This is a genomic window from Mesorhizobium sp. LNHC229A00 (genome assembly GCF_000502415.1).
Taxonomy (GTDB): Bacteria; Pseudomonadota; Alphaproteobacteria; order Rhizobiales; family Rhizobiaceae; genus Mesorhizobium.
Window position 1 is genome coordinate 80,196 of sequence record NZ_AYWQ01000006.1, and the last position, 24,960, is coordinate 105,155.

The following is a 24,960-nucleotide window of genomic DNA, read 5'->3' on the forward strand; positions in this document are numbered from 1 at the left end:
GATTGCCATGGACGACCGGGAAATCAGGGCGGCCCTGGATCGCCACTGGGCCGCCTCCGATGCCGGTGACTTCGAGGCCGAACACGAGATCTACCGGGAGGATGCGGTGCTCGACTATCCGCAATCGGGCGAGCGCATCCGCGGCCGGTGCGACATCCAGTCGTCGCGCGCCGCGCAGCCGGACCGCAAGCGCTTCAGCGTGCGGCGGATCACCGGCGCCGGTAACCTCTTGGTCACCGAATATGTGCTGACCTATGACGGGCGGCCCTCCTATACGGTCAGCATCATGGAGTTCCTTGACGGCAAGGTCGCCCGCGAGACGCAGTATTTCGGCGATCCGTTCGAGCCGGGAGCTTCGCGGGCGCAATGGGTCGAGCGGATGCCGTGAGTCACGGGGAGGATCATCAGCCGCTCGCCCGCTCCGAGCTGCCGGACGATACGGCCGCCCTCGCCCGGTTTCTCGTCGGCAAGCTGGTGGTGCGCGACTTGCCCGAAGGCAGGGTCAGCGGCCGCATCGTCGAGACGGAAGCCTATGTCGTCGGTGACGCGGCCGGGCACGGCTTTCGAGGGATGACGCAGCGCAACCGGTCGCTGTTTCTCGAAGCCGGGCACGCCTATGTCTACCTCGCCTATGGCACCTCCTTCATGCTGAATGTCTCGAGCGAGACGCCAGGGGTGGGGACCGGTGTGCTGATCCGGGCGCTGGAACCGCTGGAAGGCGTCGCGATCATGCGGCTGAACCGAGGCGTCGAGCGCCTGCGCGACTTGGCGCGGGGGCCCGGAAGGCTGGCCGCGGCGTTGCGGATAGATCGTTCGCTCGACGGGATCGACCTGTGCCGGGAAGGCCCGCTGTGGCTCGCCCACGATGAATGTGAGCCCTGTGCGATCGGACAGGGCATCAGGATCGGCATTTCGAAGGACGCCGACCGCCTGCTGCGGTTCTACGTCAGGGAAAGTCCGTTCGTCAGCGGCCCGGCATCGCTCAATCGTTGAGAGACAGCTGCTCCGCCCCTTGTTTCCCCGCCAATTGGCCCCGCGCGTCGCGGATCGACGCGGCATAGGTCACCAGCGGCGGCTTGACGCCGTGGTTGATCAGCATGCGCCGGATCTGCGGCGAGGCGCCCGAGATGATGAAGCGCACGCCGGCGCGCCCCGCCTTGTGGGCCGCGCTTTCGATGACATTGGCCGCCGTCGAATCGAAAAGCGGCACGGCCGAACAGTCGAGCACGAAGTTGCGGCGCTGGTCGGCGATGCGGTCGAGCACGCTGCCGACGGTGGACGCGGCACCGAAGAAGAAGGCGCCCGAGATGCGGTAGACGACGGTGTCGGCGTCGCTTGCCTCCGCGGAATCATAGGCGCGGGCGCCGCCGACGCTGTCGGCGACGTCGTCCTGCGCCAGGTCCGCCTCGACCGCGACGGACTTGGCCATGCGGTCGATGAACAGGATCGAGCCGAGCGCGAAGCCGACGACGATGCCTTCGGTGAGATCGCGGAAGACGACGATGAGGAAGGTCGCCATCAGCACCAGCGCATCGCCGCGCGATGCCATGAGCAGCGTGGCGAAGGCTTGTTTCTCGACCATGTTCCAGCAGACCACCGCCAGGACGCCGGCAAGGGCCGCGAGCGGGATGTAGCTGGCAAGCGGCGCCGCCACCAGCATCAGCACCAGCAGGATTCCCGAATGGACCATGCCCGAGACCGGGCCGTGCGCGCCGGCCCGCACATTGGTGGCGGTGCGGGCGATGGTGCCGGTGGCGCAGATGCCGCCGAACAAAGCCGACGCGACGTTGGCGAAGCCCTGCGCCACCAACTCGCAATTCGAGCGGTGCCGCCGGCCCGTCATGCCGTCGGCGACGACGGCCGACAGCAGCGATTCGATGGCGCCGAGCAGCGCGAACGCGATGGCGTCCGGCAAGACGTCGAGCATCCTGCCGAAGCTGACGGGTGGCATGCCAGGCCATTCCAGGCTGCGCGGAATGCCGCCATAGCGCGTGCCGATCGTCTCGGCCGGCAACGCCAACAGCGCCACGACCAGCGAGGCGAGCCCGATGGCGATCAACATGGCCGGCCATTTCGGCCGCCAGCGCTTCAGGAAGACGATGGTCGCGATGGTCAGCGCCGCCACGGCGGTCGCCGCGAGGTTGATCGTGCCGGCTGCTTCGCCAAGCTCGATCAGCTTGGGCACGAACGGTCCGGGCTCCCGGCCCGGCAAGGTCAGCCCGAACAGTTCGACGATCTGGCCGGAGAAGATGATGACGGCGATGCCGGCGGTGAAGCCGACAGTGACCGGATAGGGAATGAACTTGATGTAAGTGCCGAGTCGGAGATAGCCGATGGCAAGCAGGAACACACCGGCCATCATCGTCGCCAGCAGCAGGCCGTCAACGCCGACGCGCGCCACCGTCGCCGCCACCAGCACGATGAAGGCGCCGGCCGGCCCGCCGATCTGGAAGCGGCTGCCGCCCAAGGCCGAGATGATGAAGCCGCCGACGATGGAAGTGTAGAGGCCTCGCTCCGGCGTCACGCCAGAAGCGATCGCGATCGCCATCGACAGCGGCAGCGCGACGATGGCGACAGTCAGCCCGGCGATGACATCGGCCTTGAAATGCGGCAGGCGGTAGCCCTCCCGCCAGACGGTCACCAACTTCGGCGTGAACAGCTCGGAGAATGTCGGCTTCACCGCCTGATGCACTGCCTGACGCGCTTGATCCATGAACTGCCCCTGCAAAAGGCGGCGGGATCGTCGGCAGGACTGTCGGCGGTCGCCGTCGCGATTTATTCCGGCTCAGCCTTGGGTTCCGGCGGCATGGCGGGCTTGAGGCGCACGCCCCTGCCGCCGCGCTCGCTGGCCTGGTTCTCGCCGATCAGTTCCACCCCGGCTTCGTCGAGAGCCTGGATGACCTTCATCAGCGTATCGACCACGCCCCTGACCACGCCGCCGCTCGCCTCCATGCGCTGGATGGTGGGAAGCGAGACGCCGGCGCGCTCGGCGAGCGTCCTCTGGTCGATGCCGGCCAGCGCCCTTGCGGCGCGCATCTGCGCGGCAGTGATCATCGGCCGGAATCCCCGTCTGAGCCTGCTGACATAACGTATAATACCATTATTATCATGTTTCAAGCATCATTAATGAAGTTTTAGACGTAACCACTGCCGGCTAATATCCATTTTCTTCGATACTCACCAAGGATTTCGGGTAGGGTGGTGCAACAGAGGCAGGGGGTACGCGGGTGAACGTTTTCAAGACCTTGGTGATATCGGCAGGCTTGCTGTCGACGGTTTTGTCGCTGACAGGCTGCGGAGGCCACCTCATCAACAGGTTGATCTGACTCAGTCAGGCTCCTCGCTCAACGCCCTACGCCGTTGCAGAAGCCTCGCCACCAACCAGCATAGCATCGCCCAGGCGAAGCCGGCACACCAGCCCGCCAGCACATCCGACGGCCAGTGGACGCCGAGATAGATGCGGCTGACGCCGACCAGCACTGTCGTCAGCACCGCCAGGAACAGCACGTAGACCTTGGTCGTCCGGCCCGGCAGGAAGCGCGCCGCCAGCGAACCGAGCGTGAGGTAGGTCACCGCCGACAGCATGGCATGGCCGCTCGGGAAGGAAAGCGACATCTCGTCGACGAGATGCGAAACCAGTTCCGGGCGTGGCCGGTCGACGCCGACTTTCAGCAGGCTCGACAGCACCTGGCCGCCCGCCACGGCAACGAACATGAGAAGCGCCGTCGCCGGGCGGCGAATCAACAGCAGATAGATGATCGTCGCCGCCGTGATCAGCACCAGAACACTGGAGCTGCCGAGACTGGTGATATCGCGCATCGCGCCTTCCAGCCATGGCGGACCGATCGGGATCGCCGGTTGACCGGCCCGGCGGAATGCAAGGAGGATTTCGGTATCGAAGGCGTGCGGCGTGGTGGCCCGTGCCACCTCCATCAATTCCTCGAACCCCCACAGCCCACCGGCGATGACCAGGCCGGCCAGCAGCACCGGGAATTCCACCCGGTTGAGCAGAGCCTTCGCGACGTTCTTCATCGGCACCGTTACATCCGCCCTTGCAGATACGGTCCAAGCGTGATCAGCGCGACTGCGGCGATCGCCAGCGCGATGCCGGCCGCCTGCAGCGCGTTGACGCGCTCGCCGAAGAACACCAGCGCAACGACGTTGACCGAAACCAGCTGGATCACCGCCGAAAGGCTGAACGATACCGACATGCCGAATTCGCGGATCAGCCGCAGCATGATCAGATTGCCCAGCGAATAGAGCGCCAGCGTCAGCAGGATCTTGCCCAGGCTGGGCGCCAGTCCCCATTGCTTGGCGGCGGTAGCCGCCAGGAGGAAGATCACCGTCGAAAAGCCGAGCTGCAGAAGTCCCGAAAAACTCAACGTCCCGTCCCCCTTCGAAGCGGCTTTCGCCTGATAGCGCCGACCTTGTTTCCGAAGCGTGCCGGTACGTCAAGCGACGTCGTTCAAACGAGGGTCTTGGCAACGGCGAGGCTGAAGCTCAATGTGCCGCAATCGCCCAGCCTGTCGATAAAAGGGCGGCAAGGGGTTCATGATTCGTATTTTTCAGAACTTGGCGCGGCGCTGGAGCGAGCTTTCCCTTGCTCTGCAATTCGTCGTTGCCGGCGGTTTTGGGCTCCTGGTCGTCATGGTGATCGTCGGGACCTGGGTGACGACGCAGATCCGGGACGGCGTCATTCGCAATTCGGCCGCCACGACGGCGCTCTATGTAGACAGCGTGATCGCGCCGCTGCTGCCCGACCTGCGCAAGAGCGAGGAGCTCAGCGCATCCGTCAAGCAGGCCCTCGACGAGACGCTCGGCCAGGGCGCGCTCGGCAAACGCCTGGCGTCCTTCAGGCTCTGGCGCCGCGACGGCACGATCCTCTATTCGAAGGACCCGGTTTTGACCGGCCGCCGCTTCGACCTGAACGACAATCTGCGTTCTGCCTTCCAGGGCAGCGTCGTTGCCCAGTTCGATACGTTCGACGAGAACGAAGACAAGGAGCGGGCCGCGGGTGTGCCGTTGCTCGAGATCTACAATCCAGTGCGCGAGCCCTGGTCCGGCGAAGTGGTCGCCGTCACCGAATTCTACGAGGTCGCTAGCGATTTCAAGGCGACCCTTGCTTCCGCCCTGCTGTCGAGCTGGCTGGTCGTGGCAGGCACCACCTTGACGGCATTCCTGCTTCTGTCGGGAATTGTCCTGCGCGGCAGCCGCATTATCGACGACCAGCGCGGGGCGCTGCGCCGCCAGGTGGCGGAGCTGCAGGGCCTGGTGACGCAGAACAGCGCCTTGCGGCATCGTGTGCAGCGGGCGTCCCGCCGCGCCACGGCGCTCAACGAAAGATATCTGCGCCGGATCGGCGCCGATCTGCATGACGGCCCTGCCCAGCTCGTGGCGCTGGCCGCGCTGCGCATGGACAGTCCGGTGTTTACCGGCGACGGCCATGGCAGCGAAGGCCGCTCGACCGAGGTCGCCATGATCCGCAAGACGCTGGAGGATGCGATGCGCGAAATACGCGGCATCTGCACCGGTCTGGTCCTGCCGCAGATAGAAACGGCGGCGGCGGCGGACGTTCTGCGGCTGGCCGTCGAGGAGCATGAGCGCCGGACGGGCACATCGGTGACGCTTACGATGCCGAAACATTTGCCGGAGCCTGGCGCTTCTGAGAAGATCAGCATTTATCGCTTCGTGCAGGAGGGGCTGAACAATGCCTACCGCCACGGACGGGGCAAGGATCAGGCGGTGCGTGCAGGCATGAAAAATGGTCGGTTTTTCGTTGAAGTATCGGACGGCGGACCGGGCTTCGATCTGGCGCGGGCAGAGGGGTTGGGCCTTGCCGGTCTCAGGGAGCGGGTTGAAAGCATTGGCGGCCAATTCGAAACACTGACAGGGCCGAAAGGCACGAAGCTGGTGATCCGTCTTTCGGTCGAGGAGCAAGCATGATCGGCGCCATCCGCATTGCCATTGTCGACGATCATCCGCTGTTCCGCGAAGGCGTGACGCGCAGCCTGTCGGAGATCGGCGGCTTCGAGATGGTCGGCGAAGGTGCGACCGCGCAGGACGCGGAGCGCATCGCCTCGACCATGCAGCCCGACATATTGCTCATCGACATTTCCATGCCGGGCGGCGGCCTGGCCGCGGTTGCCAGCATCCTTGCCGACCATCCCGCCCAAAAGATCGTCATGCTGACCGTTTCGGAGGCGAATGCCGATGTGACCAAGGCCTTGAACGCCGGGGTGCTCGGCTATGTCCTCAAAGGTGTCGGATCGCGCGCGCTTGCCGATATCCTGCGCAACGTGGCAACCGGCGAAAGCTATCTTTCGCCGATGCTGTCAGCCCGGCTGCTTTCCGATGTGCAGTCCCTGCAGCCCGCCAACGGGGTCGCGGACCGGCTGCGGCAGCTCACCGGCCGGCAGACCGAAATACTGCGGCTGGTGGCGGAGGGACTGAGCAACAAGGAAATCGCCTTGCGCCTGGAGCTGCAGGAGAAGACCGTCAAGCATCACATGACGGGGGTGCTGTCGAAACTCAACGTGCGAAACCGTACTGAAGCGGCCCTCATCATGCGCGAGTTTCGCGACCGCGACAGGGACCGTTCGTAGCCATCGCGGAACGCCGCGAAACGAGGTCACCTCCGCCGGGGGCGGCGGAGGTGACGTGTGAAACTGGTCGTTGCCTGTCGACCAACTTCACAAGGCCGAAATTCATGGGGCCGCAATTCATGGGGCCGAAATTCAAAGCGCCTTGAGCCGGCTGGCATCGGCCGGTGTGGCACGGCGATCGATGATCGTGCGGCCGAGCTTATCCATCATGCTGAAACGGCCGTTCTCGATCTTTTCCGTCAAGCCGTCGGGGTGCTGAACTGTAATCTTGTTGCCGTCCACGTCGACCGTGTCGCCGGTCATGGCGTTGACATGGCTTGTGCTCTGGTCGCCCTGGCCCTGGCTCTTACCCTTTCCGCTATTCCCGCCGCCGCTGTTTCCGCCATTGCCACTGTTGCCGTTGTTGCCGCCACCGTTGCCGTTGTTACCCCCACCACCGTTGCCGCCATTGCCACCGCCATTGCCGCCGCCACCGCCGTTGCCGCCCTTGTCGGCATGTGCGGTCGCGGCATCGAGTCCAGGCACGAAGCCATGGAAGACTATTTCATAGGGAGCGATGGTTAGCGCCAGGACGGCCGCCGATCCGATAGCCAGACGGCAACAACGGGCCGTGATCGATNAGGCACGAAGCCATGGAAGACTATTTCATAGGGAGCGATGGTTAGCGCCAGGACGGCCGCCGATCCGATAGCCAGACGGCAACAACGGGCCGTGATCGATCCACGCATACTGATCTCCGTCGATTGAGCCGGCGTGCCCACCCCAACGTCGCAGTGCAACAACATCGCCGAAAGACGTGGTGGCCGGAAGCGACCCCCGACCGTTGCGTTTGTCCCCCAGGACCTTTGCAGGCGCAAGATCGGACCAAAGTCCCAGGGCGACGCGTGGAGAATCGCCCTCGCGAGTGAGCAGCAGCGGAGATACCATGTCACGAAAATGTGATCAGCCTGCCGTAAGCGGTCGAACAGGCAACAAGCTCGAGCCAAAACCAAGCCAGAGGTTCCCATGACCGAACATCGATCCCCCGACGCCCGATTCCGCACCAGCCTGCTCGAGGAAAACGAGGGCCCCGCCAACAATCCTAGCCAAAACCGCACCATGGGCGAGATCATCGCCGCGCGATTCTCGCGCCGCGGCTTCCTCAAGGGTTCGCTTGCTGTTTCGGCGATCGCCGCCACCGTCAGCCCGCTGGCCATGATCGCCGCCGACGATGCCCGTGCCGCGGAAGGTTCGGCCTTCAAATTCGACGAGCTGGAGGCCGGTATCGACGACAAGCACCACGTCGCGCCCGGCTACGACGCCGACGTTTTGCTGCGCTGGGGCGATCCGCTGTTTGTCGATTCGCCGGAATTCGACCCCACGAAGCAGTCGGCGCAAGCCCAGGCCAGGCAGTTCGGCTACAACAACGACTATGTCGGTTACATCCCGCTCGACGGCTCGGCCGAACATGGCCTGCTGGTGGTCAACCACGAATACACCAACCCGCATCTGATGTTCCCGGGCATCGTCAAGATCGTTGAGAAGGACGGCAAGAAGTCGGCCGAGGTGGCGCCGCTCTCGAAGGAGCAGGTCGATGTCGAGATGGCCGNCCGCTCGACGGCTCGGCCGAACATGGCCTGCTGGTGGTCAACCACGAATACACCAACCCGCATCTGATGTTCCCGGGCATCGTCAAGATCGTCGAGAAGGACGGCAAGAAGTCGGCCGAGGTGGCGCCGCTCTCGAAGGAGCAGGTCGATGTCGAGATGGCCGCCCATGGCGGCACCATCGTCGAGATCCGCAAGGAGGGCGGCAAATGGCGGGTGATTCGCGACGGCAAGCTCAACCGCCGCATCACCGCCAACACCGAAATGGCGTTGTCGGGCCCGGTCGCCGGCCATGACCGCGTGAAGACCAATGCCGACCCGTCCGGCGTCAAGGTGTTCGGCACCATCAACAATTGCGCCGGCGGGGTCACGCCCTGGGGCACCTATGTGATGTCCGAGGAGAACATCCATGGCTACTTCTCCGGCGAGCTGCCGGAGGGCCACAAGGAGGCCGCCAACTACAAGCGCCTCGGCATTCCGGAAGGCGCCTATGAATGGGGCGCGCACTATGACCGCTTCAACCTGGCCAAGGAGCCGAACGAGCCCAACCGCTTCGGCTGGATCGTCGAGGTCGATGTCAACGACGCGGCCTCGGTACCGCGCAAGCGCACCGCCATGGGCCGCTTCAAGCATGAGGGCGCCGAATCGATCGTCGCCAAGGATGGTCGCGTGGTCTTCTATCTCGGCGACGACGAGCGCTTCGACTATGTCTACAAGTTCGTCACCAAGGGCATGTTCAACGCCGGCGACCGCGCGGCCAACAAGGATATGCTCGACGACGGCACACTGCATGTCGCAAAATTCGCGGAGGACGGCTCGGTCGAATGGATGCCGATCGTGTTCGGCCACGGCCCGCTGACGGCGGAAAACGGTTTTGCCGGCCAGGCCGACGTGCTGATCGAGACACGCCGCGCCGCCGACCTGCTTGGCGCCACCAAGATGGACCGGCCCGAAGACATCCAGCCCAATGCCGGCAACGGCAAGGTCTATGTCATGCTGACCAACAATTCCAAGCGCAAGGCCGATCAGGTCGACGCCGCCAACCCGCGCGCGGAAAACGCCTTCGGCCACATCATCGAAATCGTCGAGGACGATGGCGATTTCGCCGCCACCAAGGGCAAGTGGGAAGTGCTGCTGAAATGCGGCGACCCGTCGGTGGCGGCCGTCGGCGCCACCTTCTCCACCGCGACGAGCGCCAATGGCTGGTTCGGCATGCCCGACAATTGCGCGGTCGATTCGGCCGGGCGCCTGTGGGTCGCCACCGACGGCCAGGGCCCGAAGGCCACCGGCCGCACCGACGGCCTGTGGGCGGTGGACACGGAAGGATCGGCGCGGGCGACCTCGAGACTGTTCTTCCGGGTGCCGATCGGCGCCGAGATGTGCGGCCCGCAGTTTGCGCCCGACGATCAGACCGCCTTCGTCGCCGTCCAGCATCCGGGTGACGGCGGCGAGGATTGGGAAGCGTTCGGCCGGCCCTCCTATTATGAGGACCTGTCAACCCGCTGGCCCGATTTCAAGCCCGACATGCCGGTGCGGCCGGCGGTGGTCGCCATCACCAAACAGGGTGGCGGCAAGATCGCCATCTGAGGTCACGCGAGACAAAAAATGAGAGGGGCTCCGGCGATCCGGGGCCCCTCCTTTGTGCGACATCGTATTCAAGCCTCGGGAAAGATTGGAAATTTACACGTGGCGCCCTAGATCGTGATCAGGAGATCATCGCCATGCCCAAGTCGATCTACGACCGTGGCCTGCTCAAACCTGACGAAGTGGCCACCTTGCAACGTGTCTTCGACGAGGCCTGCCGCCGACGGCAAGCGCATCCCGAATCCGCCGAGGCGCGTGAATTGGCGCTCACCTTGCTGGCCCTCTACAATGCCGGCATGGTCGACGAGGAGATGCTGACCGAGGCTGTCGGTTTCCGGCGGCTGGAGCCGAAATCGGCGTGAGGCCGACGGAAAATGTTGTCCTATGCGGTCGCTCAGCGTGATGCGCCGGAGGGGCGGGATGAGCCGGCGATCCGAGCAGCTATCGCCTTGGCCAATATGCCGGCATTGGCAAAGCAGCCGCGGATGCTCGGCCGCATGCCGGTGAACCACAGGCCGGGCAGTTTCGGATCGGCCTGGCCGCCGTTGAAGAGCGGAACGCCCTTGTCGTCGAGCACGCCGAGATTGCCGACCATCCGCTCCAGCCCGGTGCGGTAGCCCGTCGCGGCAATGACGATGTCGGGAGCGATCAAGCTGCCATTGGCCAGGATGACGCCGTCGCGGGTGAACTCCCGTACCCCGGGCACCACCACGATCCTGCCCGATTTGATGGCATCGACGGCGCCATCGTCGGCGGCGATCGCGGTGTAGTCCGAGCTCAGGCGACTGGCGCCGCCGGCGGGCGCGGGTGGCATGCCGAATTTGGTGAGATCGCCGAATACCAGGCGCTGCGTCACCGCCATCACCGCATCGGCGACGCGCAGAGGCAGGCGCGCCATGAGCGGCGAGAGGCGGTGCACGGCGATCTTGCCGACGCGCTTGGGCAAAAGGGCGGGGCCGTTGCGGGCCGACAGCCAGACAGCGGCGGTATCGACACCCGCCAGATGATTGAGTGCGTCGAAGCCCGAATTGCCGGCGCCGACAACCAGAACCTTCTTGCCCGCATAGGCCTGGGCATCGCCAAAATCCGCCGAATGGATGATCCGGCCCGCGAACGCCTGCATGCCCGTCCACTGCGGCGTGAAGGGTTCCCGGTCGCGGCCGGTGGCGACAACGACATGACGTGCCAGGCGCGAGCCGGCGCCGGTGCGCACGACCCAGTGATCGCCCCTGAACGTGATGGCCTCGACGGAAACGTCAAACTCCACCGGCAGACGGTTCGCCTCATGGAAATCGCTCATATGACGGATGACGACGTCCCGGTGCGGAAAAGCGGGGGTGCCCTTGGGATAGGCAAGGCCGGGCAGCGCCGATAGATCGCGGTGGGTGTTGAGGTGCAGCTGCTCGTGGCGCCGGCGCCAGGGCTCGGCCAGCCGGCTTTCCTTCTCCAGGATCGCCGTCGCCACGCCGGCCTTCATCAAGGCCCTCGCGACGGCCAGCCCGGCGGCGCCGGCGCCAATGACGATCGCCGGCTCGACCGTCTCCGCCTGCTCCACCATCGATCTGCTTGTCGTATCAGCCATTCACTCTCGAATCCCATTCGCCCTCGCGGCAGCCCCTGAAGGCTCGCAGGCCGCTGTAACAGTTTGATCGCGCGCAAGAACCCGAACGGCAACTCGATGCCGATTTTCGATGGTCCCGCGCCGAGGCGGCTTCGCTTCCGGAGCGTTCCACCGCCCGGCGCAAACAGCCGGTCGCGGCACCGCGTCAAAACCACGACATGGAGCGGATTACCCGCTTCTGTCCGAATACATACAACCCTATATGGCATATCGGCGACATCGGCGATAATCAGGTCGCGGCAAAGTGATTGATTCGAGGTCCGGGGGCAGGCGGATCTCGTCACGGACGCGGGCATTCGAAACCGGCAACCCGATTTCGGCTTCCCTGCGGAAAATCAAGACGCCGTGGCGCGTCTTGCGTGTCGTCGGACACGTCGCGCCACGGACGGCACGCGGAATCTCGACCATGCCCTCCTTGCGGATCTATTTCGACAACATCCTCGAGGGGGCCTCGCCCAAGGTCGAGCGCCGGGCGCTGACGCATGTCGAACGGCTGGCGCTGGTGCGCCGCCATGGCGGCTTCTCGCTCGCCTATTCCACCGCCGTGCAAAGCAAGCTTTCCTATTTTGGCGATGCCGACGGTTACATCGCCTTCGGCACCAAGATGAAGCATCATTTCGCGCTCGGCGATCCCGTGGCGGCGCCGGATCGGTGGCCCGATTACATCAGACGCTTCGTCGAGAGCGCCGGCGGCCCGTGGTTCGTGCAGATCGGCGAACAGACCGCCCAGGTCCTTGCCGGCCTTGGCTACAAGATCAACCGGCTGGGCATCGACACGCGCCTTGTTCTGCCCGACCATGACTTTTCCGGCAAGCGGAACGAAACGGTGCGTTATTCCGAGCGCTGGCTGCTGAAAAAGGGCTTTTCATTCGAGGAGGACAAACGCACGATCCATCTCGACGAGATCTCCCGGCTGTCTCAAAACTGGCGCGGCGACCGCATCGTCAAGCGATGGGAGATGGGTTTCCTCAACCGACCGTTCTACGATCAGCTCGGCACCGATATGCGCCGTTTCGTGCTGCACGGTCCCGATGGCGATCTGGTCGCCCTGCTCGATTTCGATCCGATGTTCGCCGACGGCAAGGTGATCGGCTACACCACCGCCTTCAAGCGCAAGCATATCGATGCCTCGCCGCATGCCGAGATCGGCCTGACCAAATTCGCCGTCGACCGCTTTCGCGACGAGGGCATTTCGGTGGTGACGCTCGGCCTGTCGCCGCTGGTCGATGTCGGCCCGAGCGGATTTGCCGAAAGCGAGTTCTGGCGCAACACCTTCCAGCGCGCCTACGATTCGCCCTGGGTCAACCGCCGCAGGTTCAACCTGCAGGGACAGGCGGCATTCAAGCGCCGCTTCCACGGCGCCGAGGAGCCGGTCTATATCGCCTTTCGCGAGGGGACCTACATCGAGATGCTGGGATTGCTGCGGCTGGTCAAGGCCATTTGAGGCCTCTCTCACGACTTTAGGGCCGCGTCAGTTCCTCAGCCGGTAGCCGGTCCGGAAGATCCAGGCGACGATCGCGATGCAGACGGCCAGGAACACCAGCGTCATGCCGAGGCTGACGACGACCGAGACATCGGCCTTGCCGTAGAAACTCCAGCGGAAGCCGCTGATCAGGTAGACCACCGGGTTGAACAGCGTGATCGTCTTCCAGATGCCAGGCAGCATGTGGATCGAATAGAAGCTGCCGCCGAGGAAGGTCAGCGGGGTGATGATCAGCAGCGGCACCAGCTGCAGCTGCTCGAAGCTTTTCGCCCAGATGCCGATGATGAAGCCGAACAGGCTGAAGGTCACCGCCGTCAGGATCAGAAAGGCGAGCATCCAGAACGGATGTTCGATGTGCAGCGGCACGAATAGCGAGGCCGTGGCCAGGATGATCAGGCCGAGGATGATCGACTTGGTCGCGGCGCCGCCGACATAGGCGATGACGATCTCCAGGTAGGAGACCGGCGCCGACAAAAGCTCGTAGATCGAACCGACGAATTTCGGGAAATAGATGGCGAATGAGGCGTTGGAGATCGACTGCGTCAACAGCGACAGCATGATCAGTCCCGGCACGATGAAGGCGCCATAGGCGATGCCGTCGATTTCGGTGATGCGCGAGCCGATGGCGGAGCCGAAGACGACGAAATAGAGCGACGTCGAGATGACCGGCGAGATGATGCTCTGCAGCACGGTGCGGAACGCACGCGCCATCTCGACCCGGTAGATCGCCCATACCGCACGCAGGTTCATGGCTCTTGCCTCAGGAGATTGACGAAGATCTCTTCGAGCGAGCTGTTCTTGGTGTCGAGATCGCGGAACTCGATGCCGGCGGCCTCGAGATCCCGGATCAGCGAGGCGACGCCCGGCCGGTCGCTCTGGTTGTCATAGGTATAGATGAGTTGTGTGCCGTCCGGCGACAGTTCGAGCGCGTAGCGCGAGAGCCCGTCGGGCACGTTGCCTAGCGGCGCGCGCAGCTCCAGCCTCATCTCCTTGCGGCCGAGCTTGCGCATCAGTTCGGCCTTGCCCTCGACCAGGATGATCTCGCCGCGGTTGATGACGCCGACGCGGTCGGCCATGGCCTCGGCTTCCTCGATATAGTGCGTGGTGAGGATGATGGTGACGCCGTCCTCGCGCAGCCGGCGCACCATCGCCCACATGTCCTGGCGCAGCTCGACGTCGACGCCGGCGGTCGGCTCGTCGAGGAACAGGATGCGCGGCTCGTGCGACAGCGCCTTGGCGATCATCAGCCGCCGCTTCATGCCGCCCGACAGCGTGATCGCCTTGGCGTCCTTCTTGTCCCACAGCGAAAGGTCGCGCAGCACCTTCTCGACGAAGGCCGGATTGGCCGGCTTGCCGAACAGGCCGCGGCTGTAATTGACGGTCGCCCAGACGCTCTCGAAGGCGTCGATGGTGAGTTCCTGCGGCACCAGCCCGATCATGCCGCGCGCGGCCCGATAGTCCTTGTTGATGTCATGGCCATCGACGGTGACGGTGCCCGACGAGCGGTTGACGATGCCGCAGACGATCGAGATCAGCGTCGTCTTGCCGGCGCCGTTGGGGCCGAGCAGCGCGAAGATCTCGCCGCGTTCTATGTCGAGGCTGACTTCCTTGAGCGCGGTGAAGCCGGTGGCGTAGGTCTTGGAGACCCCGGAAATGGACAATATGGAGGGCATGGTTGAAAACGGCTGCCTGAAAGAGGTGACTTGATATAGGCCTGTTGTCGCCCGGTGCAACCGCAAGTCCATGCCCTGCTGCCAGTTCTGGACATCGAAGCTCGAGGCTGGCTGGGAATGCGCCGCGCCTATCCGGAAAATTGTCCTGCGGCGTTCAGCCTCGCGGCAGGACGCCGCTTTGACCTGACCCTGCTTCGGGCCTATCCTTCGCCGGTACTGGAAGCAATCCCAGGAAAATGTGAACGGTTTTCCGTCCGGAATGCGTCGAAAAAAATAATAGCAGCCGGAGCCCGCCATGGACCCGCTCATACTGTCGCGCATGCAGTTCGGCGCGAATATCTCGTTTCATATCCTGTTTCCGACAATCACCATTGCCCTTGGCTGGGTGCTGCTGTTCTTCAAGCTGCGCTACAACGCGACCAGTGATTCCGCCTGGATGCGCGCCTATTTCACCTGGGTGAAGGTGTTCGCGCTGTCGTTTGCCATGGGCGTGGTTTCGGGCGTCACCATGAGCTTCCAGTTCGGCACCAACTGGCCGGGCTACATGCAGCATGTCGGCAACATCGCCGGGCCGCTGCTCGCCTACGAGATCCTCACCGCCTTCTTCCTCGAAGCGGCCTTTCTCGGCATCATGCTGTTCGGCTTCCGCCGCGTCTCCAACCGCATCCACACGCTGGCGACGGTGCTGGTCGCCGGCGGCACGACGCTGTCGGCGTTCTGGATCATCGCGCTCAATTCCTGGATGCAGACGCCGGCCGGCTTCGAGATGCGCGACGGCGTCGCGCACGCCGTCGACTGGTGGGCCATCGTCTTCAACCCGTCCATGCCCTACCGGCTGGTGCACATGCTGCTCGCTTCGGGGCTGACGGTGTCGTTCCTGATCGCCGGCCTGTCGGCGCTGCGCTACCTCGACGGCGACCGTTCGGAATCGATGTGGAAGGCGCTGCGCACCGGCGTCTTCACCGCGGCGATCCTGATCCCGGTCCAGATCCTGGCCGGCGACCAGCACGGGCTCAACACGCTGGAACACCAGCCGCAGAAGATAGCCGCCATGGAGGCCAACTGGAACACCGGTCCCAACGTGCCGCTGGTTTTGTTCGCGCTGCCCGACGAGGCGGCCAGGGAAAACAAGTTCGAGGTCGCGATTCCGGACGGGGCCAGCCTTATCCTGCGGCACTCGACCGCCGGTGTCGTGCCAGGGCTGAACGACTATCCCGGCAACCATCCGCCGGTCTTTCCGATCTTCTGGAGCTTCCGCATCATGGTCGGCACCGGGCTTTTGATGCTCGCCGTCTCCTGGTCGGCCGCCTTCTTCCTCAAGCGCCGGCACGCGCTGCCAAGACCGCTCGCCATGCTGATGGTGCCGATGGCGTTGTCGGGCTGGCTGGCGACGCTGGCCGGCTGGTACACCACCGAGATCGGCCGCCAGCCCTGGCTGGTGACCGGCGTGCTGAAAACCGCCGACGCCGTCGGCCCGGTGGCCGGCAACCATGTCGCGCTGACGCTTGCCATTTATCTCCTCCTCTACGTGCTTTTGCTGATCGCCTATCTCGGCGTGCTGGTGCACCTGGCGCTGAAGGCGGCCAAGGATGGCGACACCTCGCCGCTGCCGGGGGTGATGAAGACGGCCATGTCGCAACCGGCGGCGGGAGAGTGAGCATGTCTTCATCGCAGGTCCGCGCCGCCCCTCACCTGCCTGCCGGCATCCTCTCCCCGTATAGCGACGGGGAGAGGGGCGCTGTCGTCGCCGGTTTCGCCAATCATCATCGTGGTAGCAGGAAGGGCGTCGGCGCTGCGGCCAGCCTCCTTCTCCCCGTCACCATACGGGGAGAAGTGCCCGGCAGGGCGATGAGGGGCAGTGCCAATCCCGACAATCGATTTAAAACGATTGCTTCAAGCGGTAGGGCAGTGCACCCGGCCCATCGCGGCTCGGAGATATACCGATGACCTTCGACTGGCCAACCGCCCTCCCGCTGATCTTTGCCGGCCTGATGGGCCTGGCCATCCTGATCTACGTCATCCTCGACGGTTTCGACCTCGGCATCGGCATCCTGTTCGCCGCCGCCGAAGACACTGAGCAGGACACCATGATCGCCGCGATCGGCCCGTTCTGGGATGCCAACGAAACCTGGCTGGTGCTGGCCGTCGGCCTGCTGCTGGTCGCCTTTCCGCTGGCGCACGGCGTCATCCTGACGGCTCTCTACATTCCGGTCTTCGTGCTGCTGGTCGGCTTGATCCTGCGCGGCGTCGCCTTCGATTTCCGCGCCAAGGTGCCGGCGGGGAAGAAACATCGCTGGAACCGTATTTTCTTCCTGGGCTCGCTCATCGCCTCGCTGGCGCAAGGCTATATGCTGGGCGTTTACGTGCTCGGCCTCGATGTCGGACCAGGCGGCATGGCGTTTGGCGTGCTGGTGGCGTTTTGCCTGGCGGCGGCCTACGCAGCGATGGGCTCCGCCTGGGTGATCTACAAGACCCAAGGCGCGCTGCAGAAGAAGGCGGTGCTCTGGCTGCGCACCGCCCTGGTGCTGACCGCGCTCGGCATGGCCGCCGTGTCGCTGGCGACGCCGTTCGCCAGCCCGCGCATCTTCGCCAAATGGTTCGTCTGGCCTGAGATGCTCTATCTGTCGCCGCTGCCGATCGTGTCGGCGCTGCTGTTTGCCTGGCTGTGGCGGCAGACCTTCCATCTGCCGAGACCTGACGATCGCCATTCGCTGACGCCGTTCCTGACGCTGGCCGCCATCTTCGCGCTCGGTTTTGCCGGCCTGGCCTGGTCGTTCTATCCCTATGTGGTGCCCGATCGCCTGACCATCTGGCAGGCGGCGTCGGCGCCCGAAAGCCTGGCGATCATCCTGGCCGGCACCGTGGTGGTGCTGCCGGTCATCATCTTCTATTCGTTCTATGCCTACCGCGTGTTCGGCGGCAAGGCGACGGATCTGACGTATGATTGAGGCTTGTTAGAGCGGCAGGCAGGCCGGCGGGGCAGGCTGTCCCGCCGGCCTGTCGTCCTTTGTGCACCCTCGCGAGCAACTAATTGCTCGCCGACAGCACCAGCACCGGCTTTTCGCTATAAAGCGCCGGGAAAAGCGTCTTCAAATTCGCCACCTTGGGCAGGTCGTTGTAGACGATGTAGGGATAGGTCGGGTTCAGCGTCAAAAAGTCCTGGTGGTAGTTCTCGGCCGGGTAGAAGGTCTTGCCTGTCTCCAGCGTGGTGACGATCGGCTCGCCGAACACTTTGGCCTTGTCGAGCTGGGCGATGTAGCTCTGCGCGATTTTCTTCTGGGCGTCGTTCTCGGCGAAGATCGTCGAGCGGTACTGGGTGCCCGAGTCCGGACCCTGGTAGTTGAGCTGGGTCGGGTTGTGGGCGACCGAGAAATAGACCTGCAGCAGCTGGCCGTAGGTCACCTTGGACGGATCATAGGTGATCTCGACGGACTCTGCATGGCCGGTGCGGCCGGTGCCGACCGTCTCGTAGACGGCGTCGTCCTTGGCGCCGCCGGTATAGCCCGAGACCGCCTTGCTGACGCCCTTGACGTGCTGGAACACGCCCTGCACGCCCCAGAAGCAGCCGCCGGCGAAGATCGCCTTCTCGCTGCCGGTGGCGGCCTTTTCATCGATTGCCGGCGGTGGGATCTTCACGGCATCCTCGGCGGAAATGGCCGGCGTCAGCCAGAAGGCGGCGCCCGCGACGGCAAGGGCGAGTGCGGCGAGCGCGCCGCGGACAAAGCCTGTCGAACGGTTGTTGATAGTGGTCATGGTTGCAGTCCTCATGGCTTCCATTTGGGATCAGTCTATTGGATCAGCTACGGTGGCGCGATGCGTGAGTTGCGGCGGAGGCTCACATTCGCGTGCGCCTCCCGACTGTCCCCGGCTGGACAGGGAGCCGCCAGGGACAGAAGGCCAATCTCAATTGGCGGTGGCATCCGTCGCCGGCTTCATCGCGTCCGTCGCCGGTTTCATCGCATCCGTGGCGGGTTTCATGGCATTCGCGGCTGGCTTCATGGAGTTGGTGGCCATCGGGTCGGCCGGCTTCATCGCATCGGTTCCCGGCTTCATGGCGTCCGCGGCCGGCGCCATGGCGTTGGCGGCGGGCTTCATCGCATTGGTGGCATCGTCGGCATGCGCGATGCCGCCGGCAAACAGCGCCGTGGAGCACAAAGCGAGGGCGAGCGCAGGCAGCGTCAAGCGGGAGAAAGTGGTCATGGTCGGTTCCTTGGGTTTAGGGTTGTTGGCACGCCTTGTGGCGGCCGGGCTCTTGCACCGCTGCTCATGCGGCGGCGCAAATCTCTGTTTGAACAATTCCGCTCGAACGCGATCTAATTGGCGGCTGCGGCCAGGATCGGTCCGCCGCCGGGCGACTGCACCAGCACGGCGGTGCTGAGGCCGCCCGAGGCCGCCGGCAAATCGAGCGTCTTGGCGACGCCGCTCCAGCTGCCGAGTTTTGTCAGCGCATGCACGACATTGGCATGCGGCAAGGTGCGGCCGGTATTTTCGCCGCGCGCCACCGGCACCTCGACGACACCCTTGGTGTAGCGCACCAGCCAGACATCGGCGTGGCCGCCCGGAGCGGCGCCGGCGCCGATCGCGACCTTGCCGCCCTCGAGCGACAGCGACGGGCCTCCGGCCTTGGCCGTAGCCGCGATCAGATGTTCGATCTCGCCGGGCGCGGCGCCGACGACGTCGGCATGGCCGTTGACCACCACTTGCGGCGTGAACGGCCCGTCATGGCCGAGCGGCGGCTCGTAGGACACCTGGCGCTGGGTGAATTCCTGCTTGCCGAACGTGTCCTTCCAGCCGAGGTAGTCCCAGTAGGTGACGTTGAACGACAGCGCCAGCACGCCGGGGCGGTCCTTGACCTTGATGAGGTTGGCGTTGGCCGGCGGGCACGACGAGCAGCCCTGGCTGGTGAACAGCTCGACCACGGTGAGCGGTTGGGCGATGGCGCCGGCAAGCGATCCGGCGAGCGCCAGCGCGGCGAGGCCGGACAGTGCGAAAAACCTGCTTGATAGGACTGGCGACATCGGCTTGCTCCGTGGGGACGACGCCACGATGCGCCGCTCATATCCCCACTTCGCCGCGACCGACCGTTTCGTTACGGCACTCACCGGTTTGTGATTGAAGGCGCCTCTTCCCTGCGGGCGTCATTGGCGAACTCGGTCGCCGCATCCGATCTCCCCCACGCGGGGGGAGATCGTCCACGTCACTGCGTCAGTGCCGTCTCCGAGGGTCGCTTGTTGAAGTCGCATTTGCCGGTGACGTTGTAGAAGAAGTCGGCGTTGCTGACAGGCGCCGGAACCGAGTTGCCGCCGTCTTCCCAGGCCTGATAGGCTGTCGAGCCGCAAGGCACGACGCTGAAGATATCGACCATCTGGCCGGTCGCGGTCTCATTGTAGGTGATCTGGTTGGTCTGCGGATCCTTGACCCCGCTGTAGAGTCGGTTCGAGGTGGTCGGATCATTTGTCTGGAGATATTGCGGGTTCCCCGATGGCACATACATCTGCAGAGAGAGGCCACCCATCTGGCTGACGTCGATCGATGCGCCGGAGCCGTTAGCGGGGTACATCGTGTCGACACAGTAATAGGACGTGCCACTCGCATCTTTCAGGAGCGTCACGCCGTTTGGCGGGTTTTTGCCGACGGTGCAGACCTGCTTCTGCACCAGCGTGGTGACGGTCTTGCCGGTTGAATCGGTGGTGAGGACGTTGACATTGGTGGTGCCATAGCCCTTCGGGTCCCCGGTGTTCCCATAGGTGTAGTCGATCGTCATCAGCGGCTTGGCCGTCGTCGCGCCGAATTGCGTGCCGTAGAGCGTCATCTTCTTGTTCCAGTAACCCGACACCCCGGAGACCTTGAAGGTGGCATTCACCAGTGCCGGCGGCTTGTTGACCGCCGCGCCGACGGCGATCGGTACGGTGTTGATCCTGGCAATCGACATGAAAACGGTCGGCATGGCGAAGCTTGCCGTGGCCTGCGCCGTGGTGGCGGTGGTGGTGTTGCCAGCCACGAAGTTGGTCAGCGTCGCGGTGCCCTGCCCGCCATTGGCGGCGAAGGAATCCTGCAACAGCGTCTGGCGTTGCGCCAGCGTCGACGTGGTGTCCATGGTGGTGATCGTCAGGATCGCGGCATCAAGCGCCTGCTGCTGGTTGGATTTGGTCTGGACCGCGCCGGTATAGTCGACCGAGAAGCCGATGACCGCGATCAGCGGCATCAGCATCACCAGGAAGAGCGGCATCATCGACCCGCTGCGGGAGCGGGCAAACCCGCGCAAAACCCTGAACATTTCAAACCCCCGACAGACAATAGCGAGCGTGCAATTACCACGCAGCCGCCAAACCAAGCTCTAATGTGATCGATCAAAGTTTATGCATTCCTCCCTCGAGGGCCGGTTTTTCCGATTCTTTTGCCGATCTCACCGCTTTGTGAGTGGTAAGGTAGCCCTTGGGCGCCAAGCCTTGCCGCCGCTTGCCGCCCCTGCTAAAGCGCGCGGCATGAGCACGCCCCTCGACCACATCCGCAATTTTTCCATCGTCGCCCATATCGACCATGGCAAATCCACGCTTGCCGACCGCCTGATCCAGTCGACCGGCGGGCTGGAGCTGCGCGACATGAAGGAGCAGGTGCTGGACTCGATGGACATCGAGCGCGAGCGCGGCATCACCATCAAGGCGCAGACGGTGCGGCTGAAGTACCGCGCCAACAATGGCGAGGACTATATCCTCAACCTCATCGACACGCCCGGCCATGTCGACTTCGCCTATGAAGTGTCGCGGTCGCTCGCCGCCTGCGAGGGTTCGCTGCTGGTGGTCGACGCTTCGCAAGGCGTCGAGGCGCAGACGCTCGCCAATGTCTACCAGGCCATCGACAACAACCACGAGATCGTCGTGGTGCTGAACAAGGTCGACCTGCCGGCCGCCGAGCCCGANATGCTGGTCGACAGCTGGTACGACGCCTATCTCGGCGTCATCGTGCTGGTGCGCATCATCGACGGCGTGCTGAAGAAGGGCCAGACCATCCGCATGATGGGCACCGGCGCCAAGTACCTGGTCGAGCGCACCGGCGTGTTCACGCCCGCCCGCATCAATGTCGACGAGCTCGGCCCCGGCGAGTTCGGGTTCTTCACCGGCTCGATCAAGGAAGTGGCCGACACCCGCGTCGGCGACACCATAACCGAGGACAAGCGCCAGACCGCGCACGCGCTGCCCGGCTTCAAGCCGGCGCAGCCGGTGGTGTTCTGCGGCCTGTTCCCGGTCGACGCCGCCGATTTCGAGGACCTGCGCGCCGCCGTCGGCAAGCTGCGCCTCAACGACGCGTCCTTCTCCTATGAAATGGAAACCTCCGCCGCGCTTGGCTTCGGCTATCGCTGCGGCTTCTTGGGTCTCTTGCATCTCGAAATCATCCAGGAACGGCTGGAGCGCGAGTTCAACCTCGACCTCATCGCCACCGCGCCATCAGTTGTCTACCGGCTGCTTCTCAACGATGGCTCGGTCAAGGAGTTGCACAACCCCGCCGACATGCCCGACGTGGTGAAAATCGCCGCCATCGAGGAGCCGTGGATCCGCGCCACCATATTGACGCCCGACGACTACCTCGGCGGCATCCTGAAACTCTGCCAGGACCGGCGCGGCATCCAGGCCGACCTCTCCTATGTCGGCAAACGCGCCATGCTGACTTACGACCTGCCGCTCAACGAAGTCGTCTTCGACTTCTACGACCGGCTGAAGTCGATCTCGAAAGGCTACGCCTCGTTCGACTATCACCTGACCGACTATCGCGAGGGCGACCTGGTGAAGATGTCGATCCTGGTCAATGAGGAGCCGGTCGACGCGCTGTCCATGCTGGTGCACCGCACGGCGGCCGAAAAGCGCGGCCGCCAGATGTGCGAGAAGCTGAAGGAGCTGATCCCGCACCATCTCTTCAAGATCCCGATCCAAGCCGCCATCGGCGGCAAGGTCATCGCCCGCGAAACCATCTCCGCCCTGCGCAAGGACGTGACCGCCAAATGCTACGGCGGCGACGTGTCCCGCAAACGCAAGCTGCTGGACAAGCAGAAAGAGGGCAAGAAGCGGATGCGGCAGTTCGGCAAGGTGGATATCCCGCAGGAGGCGTTTATCCAGGCGCTGAAGATGGGGGATTGAGAAGTCAAACGGTTCTTGATATGTTCTGGATGAGAAGAGCCACACCGCCCGGAAGGTCTCCAACCTTATCTTTACGGCCATCCTCTGCTGGTGGTTGGCTTGGTAGGGCTAGGTGTTTGGGCTATGCGCTATGCGCGGTTGGCCTTCATACAAATTCATTGGCAAATTCGGCTGGTATCACGCATGCTCGCCAAAGTGATTTGCGTTTACCAGTTAGGCGATAAGCGCAGGAGGTATCAATGACTGAAGCACTGAAAAAACTGATTGAAGCTACCAAGACGCTCGATCAGACAAAAACCGATAAGGAACAGCAACGCCGAAGCTTTGCTTATGGTAATACGAAGTTCGAGAACGATAGAATAACTCGTGAAATGGTCGATAAGCAGGCGGAACTTTTGAGCAAAAGTGCTAAGGGTTAATTGTCGGCTGAAGGTCATTATAGTGGTCGATTCCACACAACGTCACAGCCGAGCATTTGAAGCTGAGCTGATATCGGACCCGGAGCTTAAGGCGGAGGCTGAGGCCAGGAATGGCCTGAGGCAGTATGATTACGGCATCCAGACGGTTTATCAGGCGCTTGACCGCGGCAGCTTCAAGCTCCGACCGTCTCTGATACTTGCCTTGCAGCGAGAAGCGCTGGCTGGAATTAGCGCATATGCGGGTAATTTTCGGCCCGCAGGCGTTGAAATAGTTGGCAGTAAACACAAACCGGCTGAAGCTCACCTTGTGCCAGAACTAATTGAAGAGCTTTGTGACTACGTCAACGAGAATTGGGACAAGACAACGGCTATACATCTCGCAGCATACATAATGTGGCGACTTAATTGGGTGCATCCTTTTGCCGATGGTAACGGTCGGACATCCCGTATATTGTCCTATGTTGTTTTGTGTATAAAGGCGGAGAGCGTGTTTCCCGGAACACCAACCATTCCGGAACAGATAGTAGAGAACAGAAATCCGTACTTCGATGCATTGGATGCGGCGGACGCTGCCTCCAAAGAGGGGCGTATCGATCTTTCTCAGATGGAAGAATTGCTGTCTGGAATGTTGGCGCGGCAGCTAACAAACGCTTATGAAAAGGCTGGTGGTCGAGCTTAGAGTTCGCTCGGCTAACGGCTGCCCTCATCCTTCCTTCCCTTTCGCTTAACACTCACTACGTCGCCTCTCTCTGTGGTGCCTTCGGCCTTGCCGGCACCTTCGTCGCCGGCGCGCCGTTGCGCGAAACCCTTTGGGCGATCGATGGCGTAGCCCTCGTCGTGGCCGCAGCACTTCTGAGCATGAAATACCAGCGTCTCGGCAATGATTGCGTGGCGGCAGGGTTCCTGACCTTCCTGGCTGGCGAGAGTCTGCTTTAGGCCGGCAATGCGGCGGGGCTGGAGGCGAGCGTGCCTTCCTATGTCGGCGGCATCTCGCTGTGGGCGGCGGCGCTGATGCTGATCAGCGTGCCCAATACCTTCGCGGTATGGATGCGGCTCACCGCCTTCATCGCTGCCGCGCTGTTCCTGGCCTCGGTGGGCATGGTGCTGTGGGGTACGCCCTTGCTGCCGACCTCGGCGCCGCTGCCGGCGGCAGGCTATCCCTTCCTGGTGGCGACCTTCGCCGGTTGGATCTGGACGTTGGTGAAGCCGGCGCGGTGAGCGGGACCGCCTTGTCTCCATGCGTCGGCGCCGCCCCTCACCTGCCTGCCGGCATCCTCTCCCCGCGGGGCGAGGGACGCTGTCGTGGCGGCTTTCGCCAATCGCCACCGCTTGCACAAAAGGCGCCGGCGTTGCGGCCAGCTCCTCTCGCCCCGTTTACGGGGAGAGATGTCCGGCAGGACAGTGAGGGGCGGCGCCGACCTTGGCAACAGCAACAGTCCGCCCCGAACCACGGCCGGCCCGTATTGACATCGGGTCCGCGCATGCGTCATTGGACGCGGGCCAATTGGGGGACTATCCGTGAAAAAGATCTACGCAAAACCGAGGCTGAGCAAGCGCGAGAAGCTTTCGGCCGTGACGGCTGTCGCGTGTCCAGTGTCGGTCTGCCCGCGCTAAAGACGTTTTCCGGGAACGGGCAGGCCTGCTGCCGCCGCTGGCTCTCCCGCGACAAATCCCAGCAGGGTTGGTACGAATTCATACCAATTGCCCGGCTCGGTTGATCGCGCGGCGCGGGGCCGGTACACAAATCTGGCGGCGGACCTTCATCAGGTCGCTAGTGGCCGGCGCGGGGCTCAGGCAATTGTCTCACAGGCATCGCGCCGGCCATCTTTCCAGAACGATATGAGTGTGGACCAAAGGCGC

At 63.7% G+C, this 24,960-nt stretch carries 25 protein-coding genes and 2 pseudogenes; 15 read left to right on the forward strand and 12 right to left on the reverse strand.

Translation table 11 applies throughout. The annotated features are described in order from the left end of the window. The first annotated feature begins 7 nt into the window (after positions 1–7). Both X742_RS156910 and X742_RS156905 read left to right on the forward strand, forming a co-directional pair. Positions 8–388 (forward strand): nuclear transport factor 2 family protein, encoded by a 381-nt coding sequence (locus X742_RS156910; RefSeq protein WP_023771985.1) that lies wholly within the window; start codon positions 8–10, stop codon positions 386–388. Then, the gene (locus X742_RS156905) at positions 367–993 is read left to right on the forward strand and encodes a DNA-3-methyladenine glycosylase (RefSeq protein ID WP_023771986.1); all 627 of its coding nucleotides are present in this window, start codon (positions 367–369) and stop codon (positions 991–993) included. Before X742_RS156910 ends, X742_RS156905 begins: the two co-directional genes overlap by 22 nt. Here X742_RS156905 and X742_RS156900 read toward each other — a convergent pair. From X742_RS156900 to X742_RS156885, 4 genes are all read right to left on the reverse strand, one after another. Further along, positions 983–2,713 carry a SulP family inorganic anion transporter gene (locus X742_RS156900; protein ID WP_023771987.1) on the reverse strand — a complete coding sequence of 577 codons (1,731 nt, stop codon included), beginning with the start codon at positions 2,711–2,713 and terminating at the stop codon, positions 983–985. The genes X742_RS156905 and X742_RS156900 overlap by 11 nt on opposite strands. Before the next feature lie 62 nt (positions 2,714–2,775). Continuing rightward, positions 2,776–3,054: a helix-turn-helix transcriptional regulator gene (locus X742_RS156895; protein ID WP_023771988.1), complete on the reverse strand. Its 279-nt coding sequence runs from the start codon at positions 3,052–3,054 to the stop codon at positions 2,776–2,778. Between the two features lie 273 nt (positions 3,055–3,327). Beyond that, positions 3,328–4,032, reverse strand: a complete 705-nt coding sequence (locus tag X742_RS156890) for a phosphatase PAP2 family protein (protein WP_023771989.1) — start codon at positions 4,030–4,032, stop codon at positions 3,328–3,330. Between the two features lie 8 nt (positions 4,033–4,040). Next, positions 4,041–4,382 carry a hypothetical protein gene (locus X742_RS156885; RefSeq protein ID WP_015314759.1) on the reverse strand — a complete coding sequence of 114 codons (342 nt, stop codon included), beginning with the start codon at positions 4,380–4,382 and terminating at the stop codon, positions 4,041–4,043. Between the two features lie 169 nt (positions 4,383–4,551). Here X742_RS156885 and X742_RS156880 point away from each other — a divergent pair, with 169 nt between their 5' ends. Next, entirely contained in the window at positions 4,552–5,943 is a 1,392-nt protein-coding gene (locus tag X742_RS156880; protein WP_023771990.1) for a sensor histidine kinase, read from the forward strand. Continuing rightward, positions 5,940–6,602 (forward strand): response regulator transcription factor, encoded by a 663-nt coding sequence (locus X742_RS156875; RefSeq protein WP_023771991.1) that lies wholly within the window; start codon positions 5,940–5,942, stop codon positions 6,600–6,602. Before X742_RS156880 ends, X742_RS156875 begins: the two co-directional genes overlap by 4 nt. 132 nt (positions 6,603–6,734) lie before the next feature. Here the strand turns inward: X742_RS156875 and X742_RS156870 are convergent, their stop codons facing one another. Beyond that, the gene (locus tag X742_RS156870; protein WP_156939377.1) at positions 6,735–7,127 is read right to left on the reverse strand and encodes a hypothetical protein; all 393 of its coding nucleotides are present in this window, start codon (positions 7,125–7,127) and stop codon (positions 6,735–6,737) included. A 480-nt stretch (positions 7,128–7,607) separates the two neighbouring features. On the opposite strand from X742_RS156870, the pseudogene X742_RS1000000176510 reads away from it, so the two are divergent. From X742_RS1000000176510 to X742_RS156865, 3 genes and pseudogenes are all read left to right on the forward strand, one after another. Continuing rightward, positions 7,608–8,189: pseudogene (locus X742_RS1000000176510) on the forward strand (alkaline phosphatase PhoX); the annotation flags it as partial. Positions 8,190–8,191: 2 nt separating this feature from the next. Continuing rightward, positions 8,192–9,775: pseudogene (locus tag X742_RS0136790) on the forward strand (PhoX family phosphatase); the annotation flags it as partial. A gap of 134 nt (positions 9,776–9,909) precedes the next feature. Beyond that, on the forward strand, positions 9,910–10,134 hold the full coding sequence (locus X742_RS156865; protein ID WP_023771993.1) for a hypothetical protein: 225 nt from the start codon (positions 9,910–9,912) through the stop codon (positions 10,132–10,134). Between the two features lie 32 nt (positions 10,135–10,166). Here the strand turns inward: X742_RS156865 and X742_RS156860 are convergent, their stop codons facing one another. Continuing rightward, complete coding sequence (locus X742_RS156860) at positions 10,167–11,354, reverse strand: NAD(P)/FAD-dependent oxidoreductase (protein WP_023771994.1); 1,188 nt, start codon at positions 11,352–11,354, stop codon at positions 10,167–10,169. 445 nt (positions 11,355–11,799) lie between these two features. Here X742_RS156860 and X742_RS156855 point away from each other — a divergent pair, with 445 nt between their 5' ends. Further along, entirely contained in the window at positions 11,800–12,837 is a 1,038-nt protein-coding gene (locus tag X742_RS156855) for a phosphatidylglycerol lysyltransferase domain-containing protein (RefSeq protein WP_023771995.1), read from the forward strand. A 27-nt stretch (positions 12,838–12,864) separates the two neighbouring features. Here the strand turns inward: X742_RS156855 and X742_RS156850 are convergent, their stop codons facing one another. Both X742_RS156850 and X742_RS156845 read right to left on the reverse strand, forming a co-directional pair. Beyond that, positions 12,865–13,626 (reverse strand): ABC transporter permease, encoded by a 762-nt coding sequence (locus tag X742_RS156850; protein ID WP_023771996.1) that lies wholly within the window; start codon positions 13,624–13,626, stop codon positions 12,865–12,867. Further along, positions 13,623–14,549, reverse strand: a complete 927-nt coding sequence (locus tag X742_RS156845) for an ABC transporter ATP-binding protein (RefSeq protein WP_023771997.1) — start codon at positions 14,547–14,549, stop codon at positions 13,623–13,625. The genes X742_RS156850 and X742_RS156845 overlap by 4 nt, the downstream gene beginning before the upstream one ends. 295 nt (positions 14,550–14,844) lie before the next feature. Between X742_RS156845 and X742_RS156840 the strand changes: the two genes are divergently transcribed. Further along, positions 14,845–16,206 (forward strand): cytochrome ubiquinol oxidase subunit I, encoded by a 1,362-nt coding sequence (locus X742_RS156840; RefSeq protein ID WP_023771998.1) that lies wholly within the window; start codon positions 14,845–14,847, stop codon positions 16,204–16,206. A 286-nt stretch (positions 16,207–16,492) separates the two neighbouring features. Further along, positions 16,493–17,497, forward strand: coding sequence for a cytochrome d ubiquinol oxidase subunit II (locus X742_RS156835; protein WP_023771999.1), 1,005 nt, complete (start codon positions 16,493–16,495; stop codon positions 17,495–17,497). A 79-nt stretch (positions 17,498–17,576) separates the two neighbouring features. Here X742_RS156835 and msrA read toward each other — a convergent pair whose 3' ends face one another. From msrA to X742_RS156815, 4 genes are all read right to left on the reverse strand, one after another. Beyond that, a complete protein-coding gene (gene msrA / locus X742_RS156830) occupies positions 17,577–18,302 on the reverse strand; it encodes a peptide-methionine (S)-S-oxide reductase MsrA (protein WP_023772000.1) in 726 nt (241 codons plus the stop codon). Between the two features lie 150 nt (positions 18,303–18,452). Next, on the reverse strand, positions 18,453–18,749 hold the full coding sequence (locus X742_RS156825) for a hypothetical protein (RefSeq protein ID WP_023772001.1): 297 nt from the start codon (positions 18,747–18,749) through the stop codon (positions 18,453–18,455). Positions 18,750–18,862: 113 nt separating this feature from the next. Next, complete coding sequence (locus tag X742_RS156820; RefSeq protein WP_023772002.1) at positions 18,863–19,567, reverse strand: DUF1223 domain-containing protein; 705 nt, start codon at positions 19,565–19,567, stop codon at positions 18,863–18,865. 179 nt (positions 19,568–19,746) lie between these two features. After that, entirely contained in the window at positions 19,747–20,826 is a 1,080-nt protein-coding gene (locus tag X742_RS156815; RefSeq protein ID WP_023772003.1) for a pilus assembly protein TadG-related protein, read from the reverse strand. 208 nt (positions 20,827–21,034) lie between these two features. Here X742_RS156815 and lepA point away from each other — a divergent pair, with 208 nt between their 5' ends. The 5 genes from lepA to X742_RS1000000175665 all read left to right on the forward strand — a co-directional run bounded on the left by lepA (position 21,035) and on the right by X742_RS1000000175665 (position 24,318). Next, complete coding sequence (gene lepA, locus X742_RS156810) at positions 21,035–22,681, forward strand: translation elongation factor 4 (protein ID WP_023772004.1); 1,647 nt, start codon at positions 21,035–21,037, stop codon at positions 22,679–22,681. Between the two features lie 239 nt (positions 22,682–22,920). Continuing rightward, positions 22,921–23,100, forward strand: a complete 180-nt coding sequence (locus tag X742_RS156805) for a hypothetical protein (protein WP_023772005.1) — start codon at positions 22,921–22,923, stop codon at positions 23,098–23,100. 22 nt (positions 23,101–23,122) lie between these two features. Continuing rightward, positions 23,123–23,779 (forward strand): Fic family protein, encoded by a 657-nt coding sequence (locus X742_RS156800; RefSeq protein WP_023772006.1) that lies wholly within the window; start codon positions 23,123–23,125, stop codon positions 23,777–23,779. Positions 23,780–23,895: 116 nt separating this feature from the next. Next, positions 23,896–24,036: a hypothetical protein gene (locus tag X742_RS1000000175660; RefSeq protein ID WP_156939378.1), complete on the forward strand. Its 141-nt coding sequence runs from the start codon at positions 23,896–23,898 to the stop codon at positions 24,034–24,036. Positions 24,037–24,066: 30 nt separating this feature from the next. Further along, positions 24,067–24,318, forward strand: coding sequence for a hypothetical protein (locus tag X742_RS1000000175665; RefSeq protein ID WP_245275535.1), 252 nt, complete (start codon positions 24,067–24,069; stop codon positions 24,316–24,318). The last annotated feature ends 642 nt before the right edge of the window (positions 24,319–24,960 follow it).

Coding starts and splice junctions, on each gene's coding strand:
- X742_RS156905 (WP_023771986.1), top strand. CDS start 367: ATGGGTCGAGCGGATGCCGTGAGTCACGGGGAGGATCATCAGCCGCTC.
- X742_RS156895 (WP_023771988.1), bottom strand. CDS start 3,054: ATGATCACTGCCGCGCAGATGCGCGCCGCAAGGGCGCTGGCCGGCATC.
- X742_RS156865 (WP_023771993.1), top strand. CDS start 9,910: ATGCCCAAGTCGATCTACGACCGTGGCCTGCTCAAACCTGACGAAGTG.
- X742_RS156840 (WP_023771998.1), top strand. CDS start 14,845: ATGGACCCGCTCATACTGTCGCGCATGCAGTTCGGCGCGAATATCTCG.
- X742_RS156850 (WP_023771996.1), bottom strand. CDS start 13,626: ATGAACCTGCGTGCGGTATGGGCGATCTACCGGGTCGAGATGGCGCGT.
- X742_RS156815 (WP_023772003.1), bottom strand. CDS start 20,826: ATGTTCAGGGTTTTGCGCGGGTTTGCCCGCTCCCGCAGCGGGTCGATG.
- X742_RS156845 (WP_023771997.1), bottom strand. CDS start 14,549: ATGCCCTCCATATTGTCCATTTCCGGGGTCTCCAAGACCTACGCCACC.
- X742_RS156835 (WP_023771999.1), top strand. CDS start 16,493: ATGACCTTCGACTGGCCAACCGCCCTCCCGCTGATCTTTGCCGGCCTG.
- X742_RS156880 (WP_023771990.1), top strand. CDS start 4,552: ATGATTCGTATTTTTCAGAACTTGGCGCGGCGCTGGAGCGAGCTTTCC.
- X742_RS156855 (WP_023771995.1), top strand. CDS start 11,800: ATGCCCTCCTTGCGGATCTATTTCGACAACATCCTCGAGGGGGCCTCG.
- X742_RS156900 (WP_023771987.1), bottom strand. CDS start 2,713: ATGGATCAAGCGCGTCAGGCAGTGCATCAGGCGGTGAAGCCGACATTC.
- X742_RS156875 (WP_023771991.1), top strand. CDS start 5,940: ATGATCGGCGCCATCCGCATTGCCATTGTCGACGATCATCCGCTGTTC.
- X742_RS156910 (WP_023771985.1), top strand. CDS start 8: ATGGACGACCGGGAAATCAGGGCGGCCCTGGATCGCCACTGGGCCGCC.
- X742_RS156820 (WP_023772002.1), bottom strand. CDS start 19,567: ATGTCGCCAGTCCTATCAAGCAGGTTTTTCGCACTGTCCGGCCTCGCC.
- X742_RS156805 (WP_023772005.1), top strand. CDS start 22,921: ATGACTGAAGCACTGAAAAAACTGATTGAAGCTACCAAGACGCTCGAT.
- X742_RS156890 (WP_023771989.1), bottom strand. CDS start 4,032: ATGAAGAACGTCGCGAAGGCTCTGCTCAACCGGGTGGAATTCCCGGTG.
- msrA (WP_023772000.1), bottom strand. CDS start 18,302: ATGACCACTATCAACAACCGTTCGACAGGCTTTGTCCGCGGCGCGCTC.
- X742_RS156860 (WP_023771994.1), bottom strand. CDS start 11,354: ATGGCTGATACGACAAGCAGATCGATGGTGGAGCAGGCGGAGACGGTC.
- X742_RS156825 (WP_023772001.1), bottom strand. CDS start 18,749: ATGACCACTTTCTCCCGCTTGACGCTGCCTGCGCTCGCCCTCGCTTTG.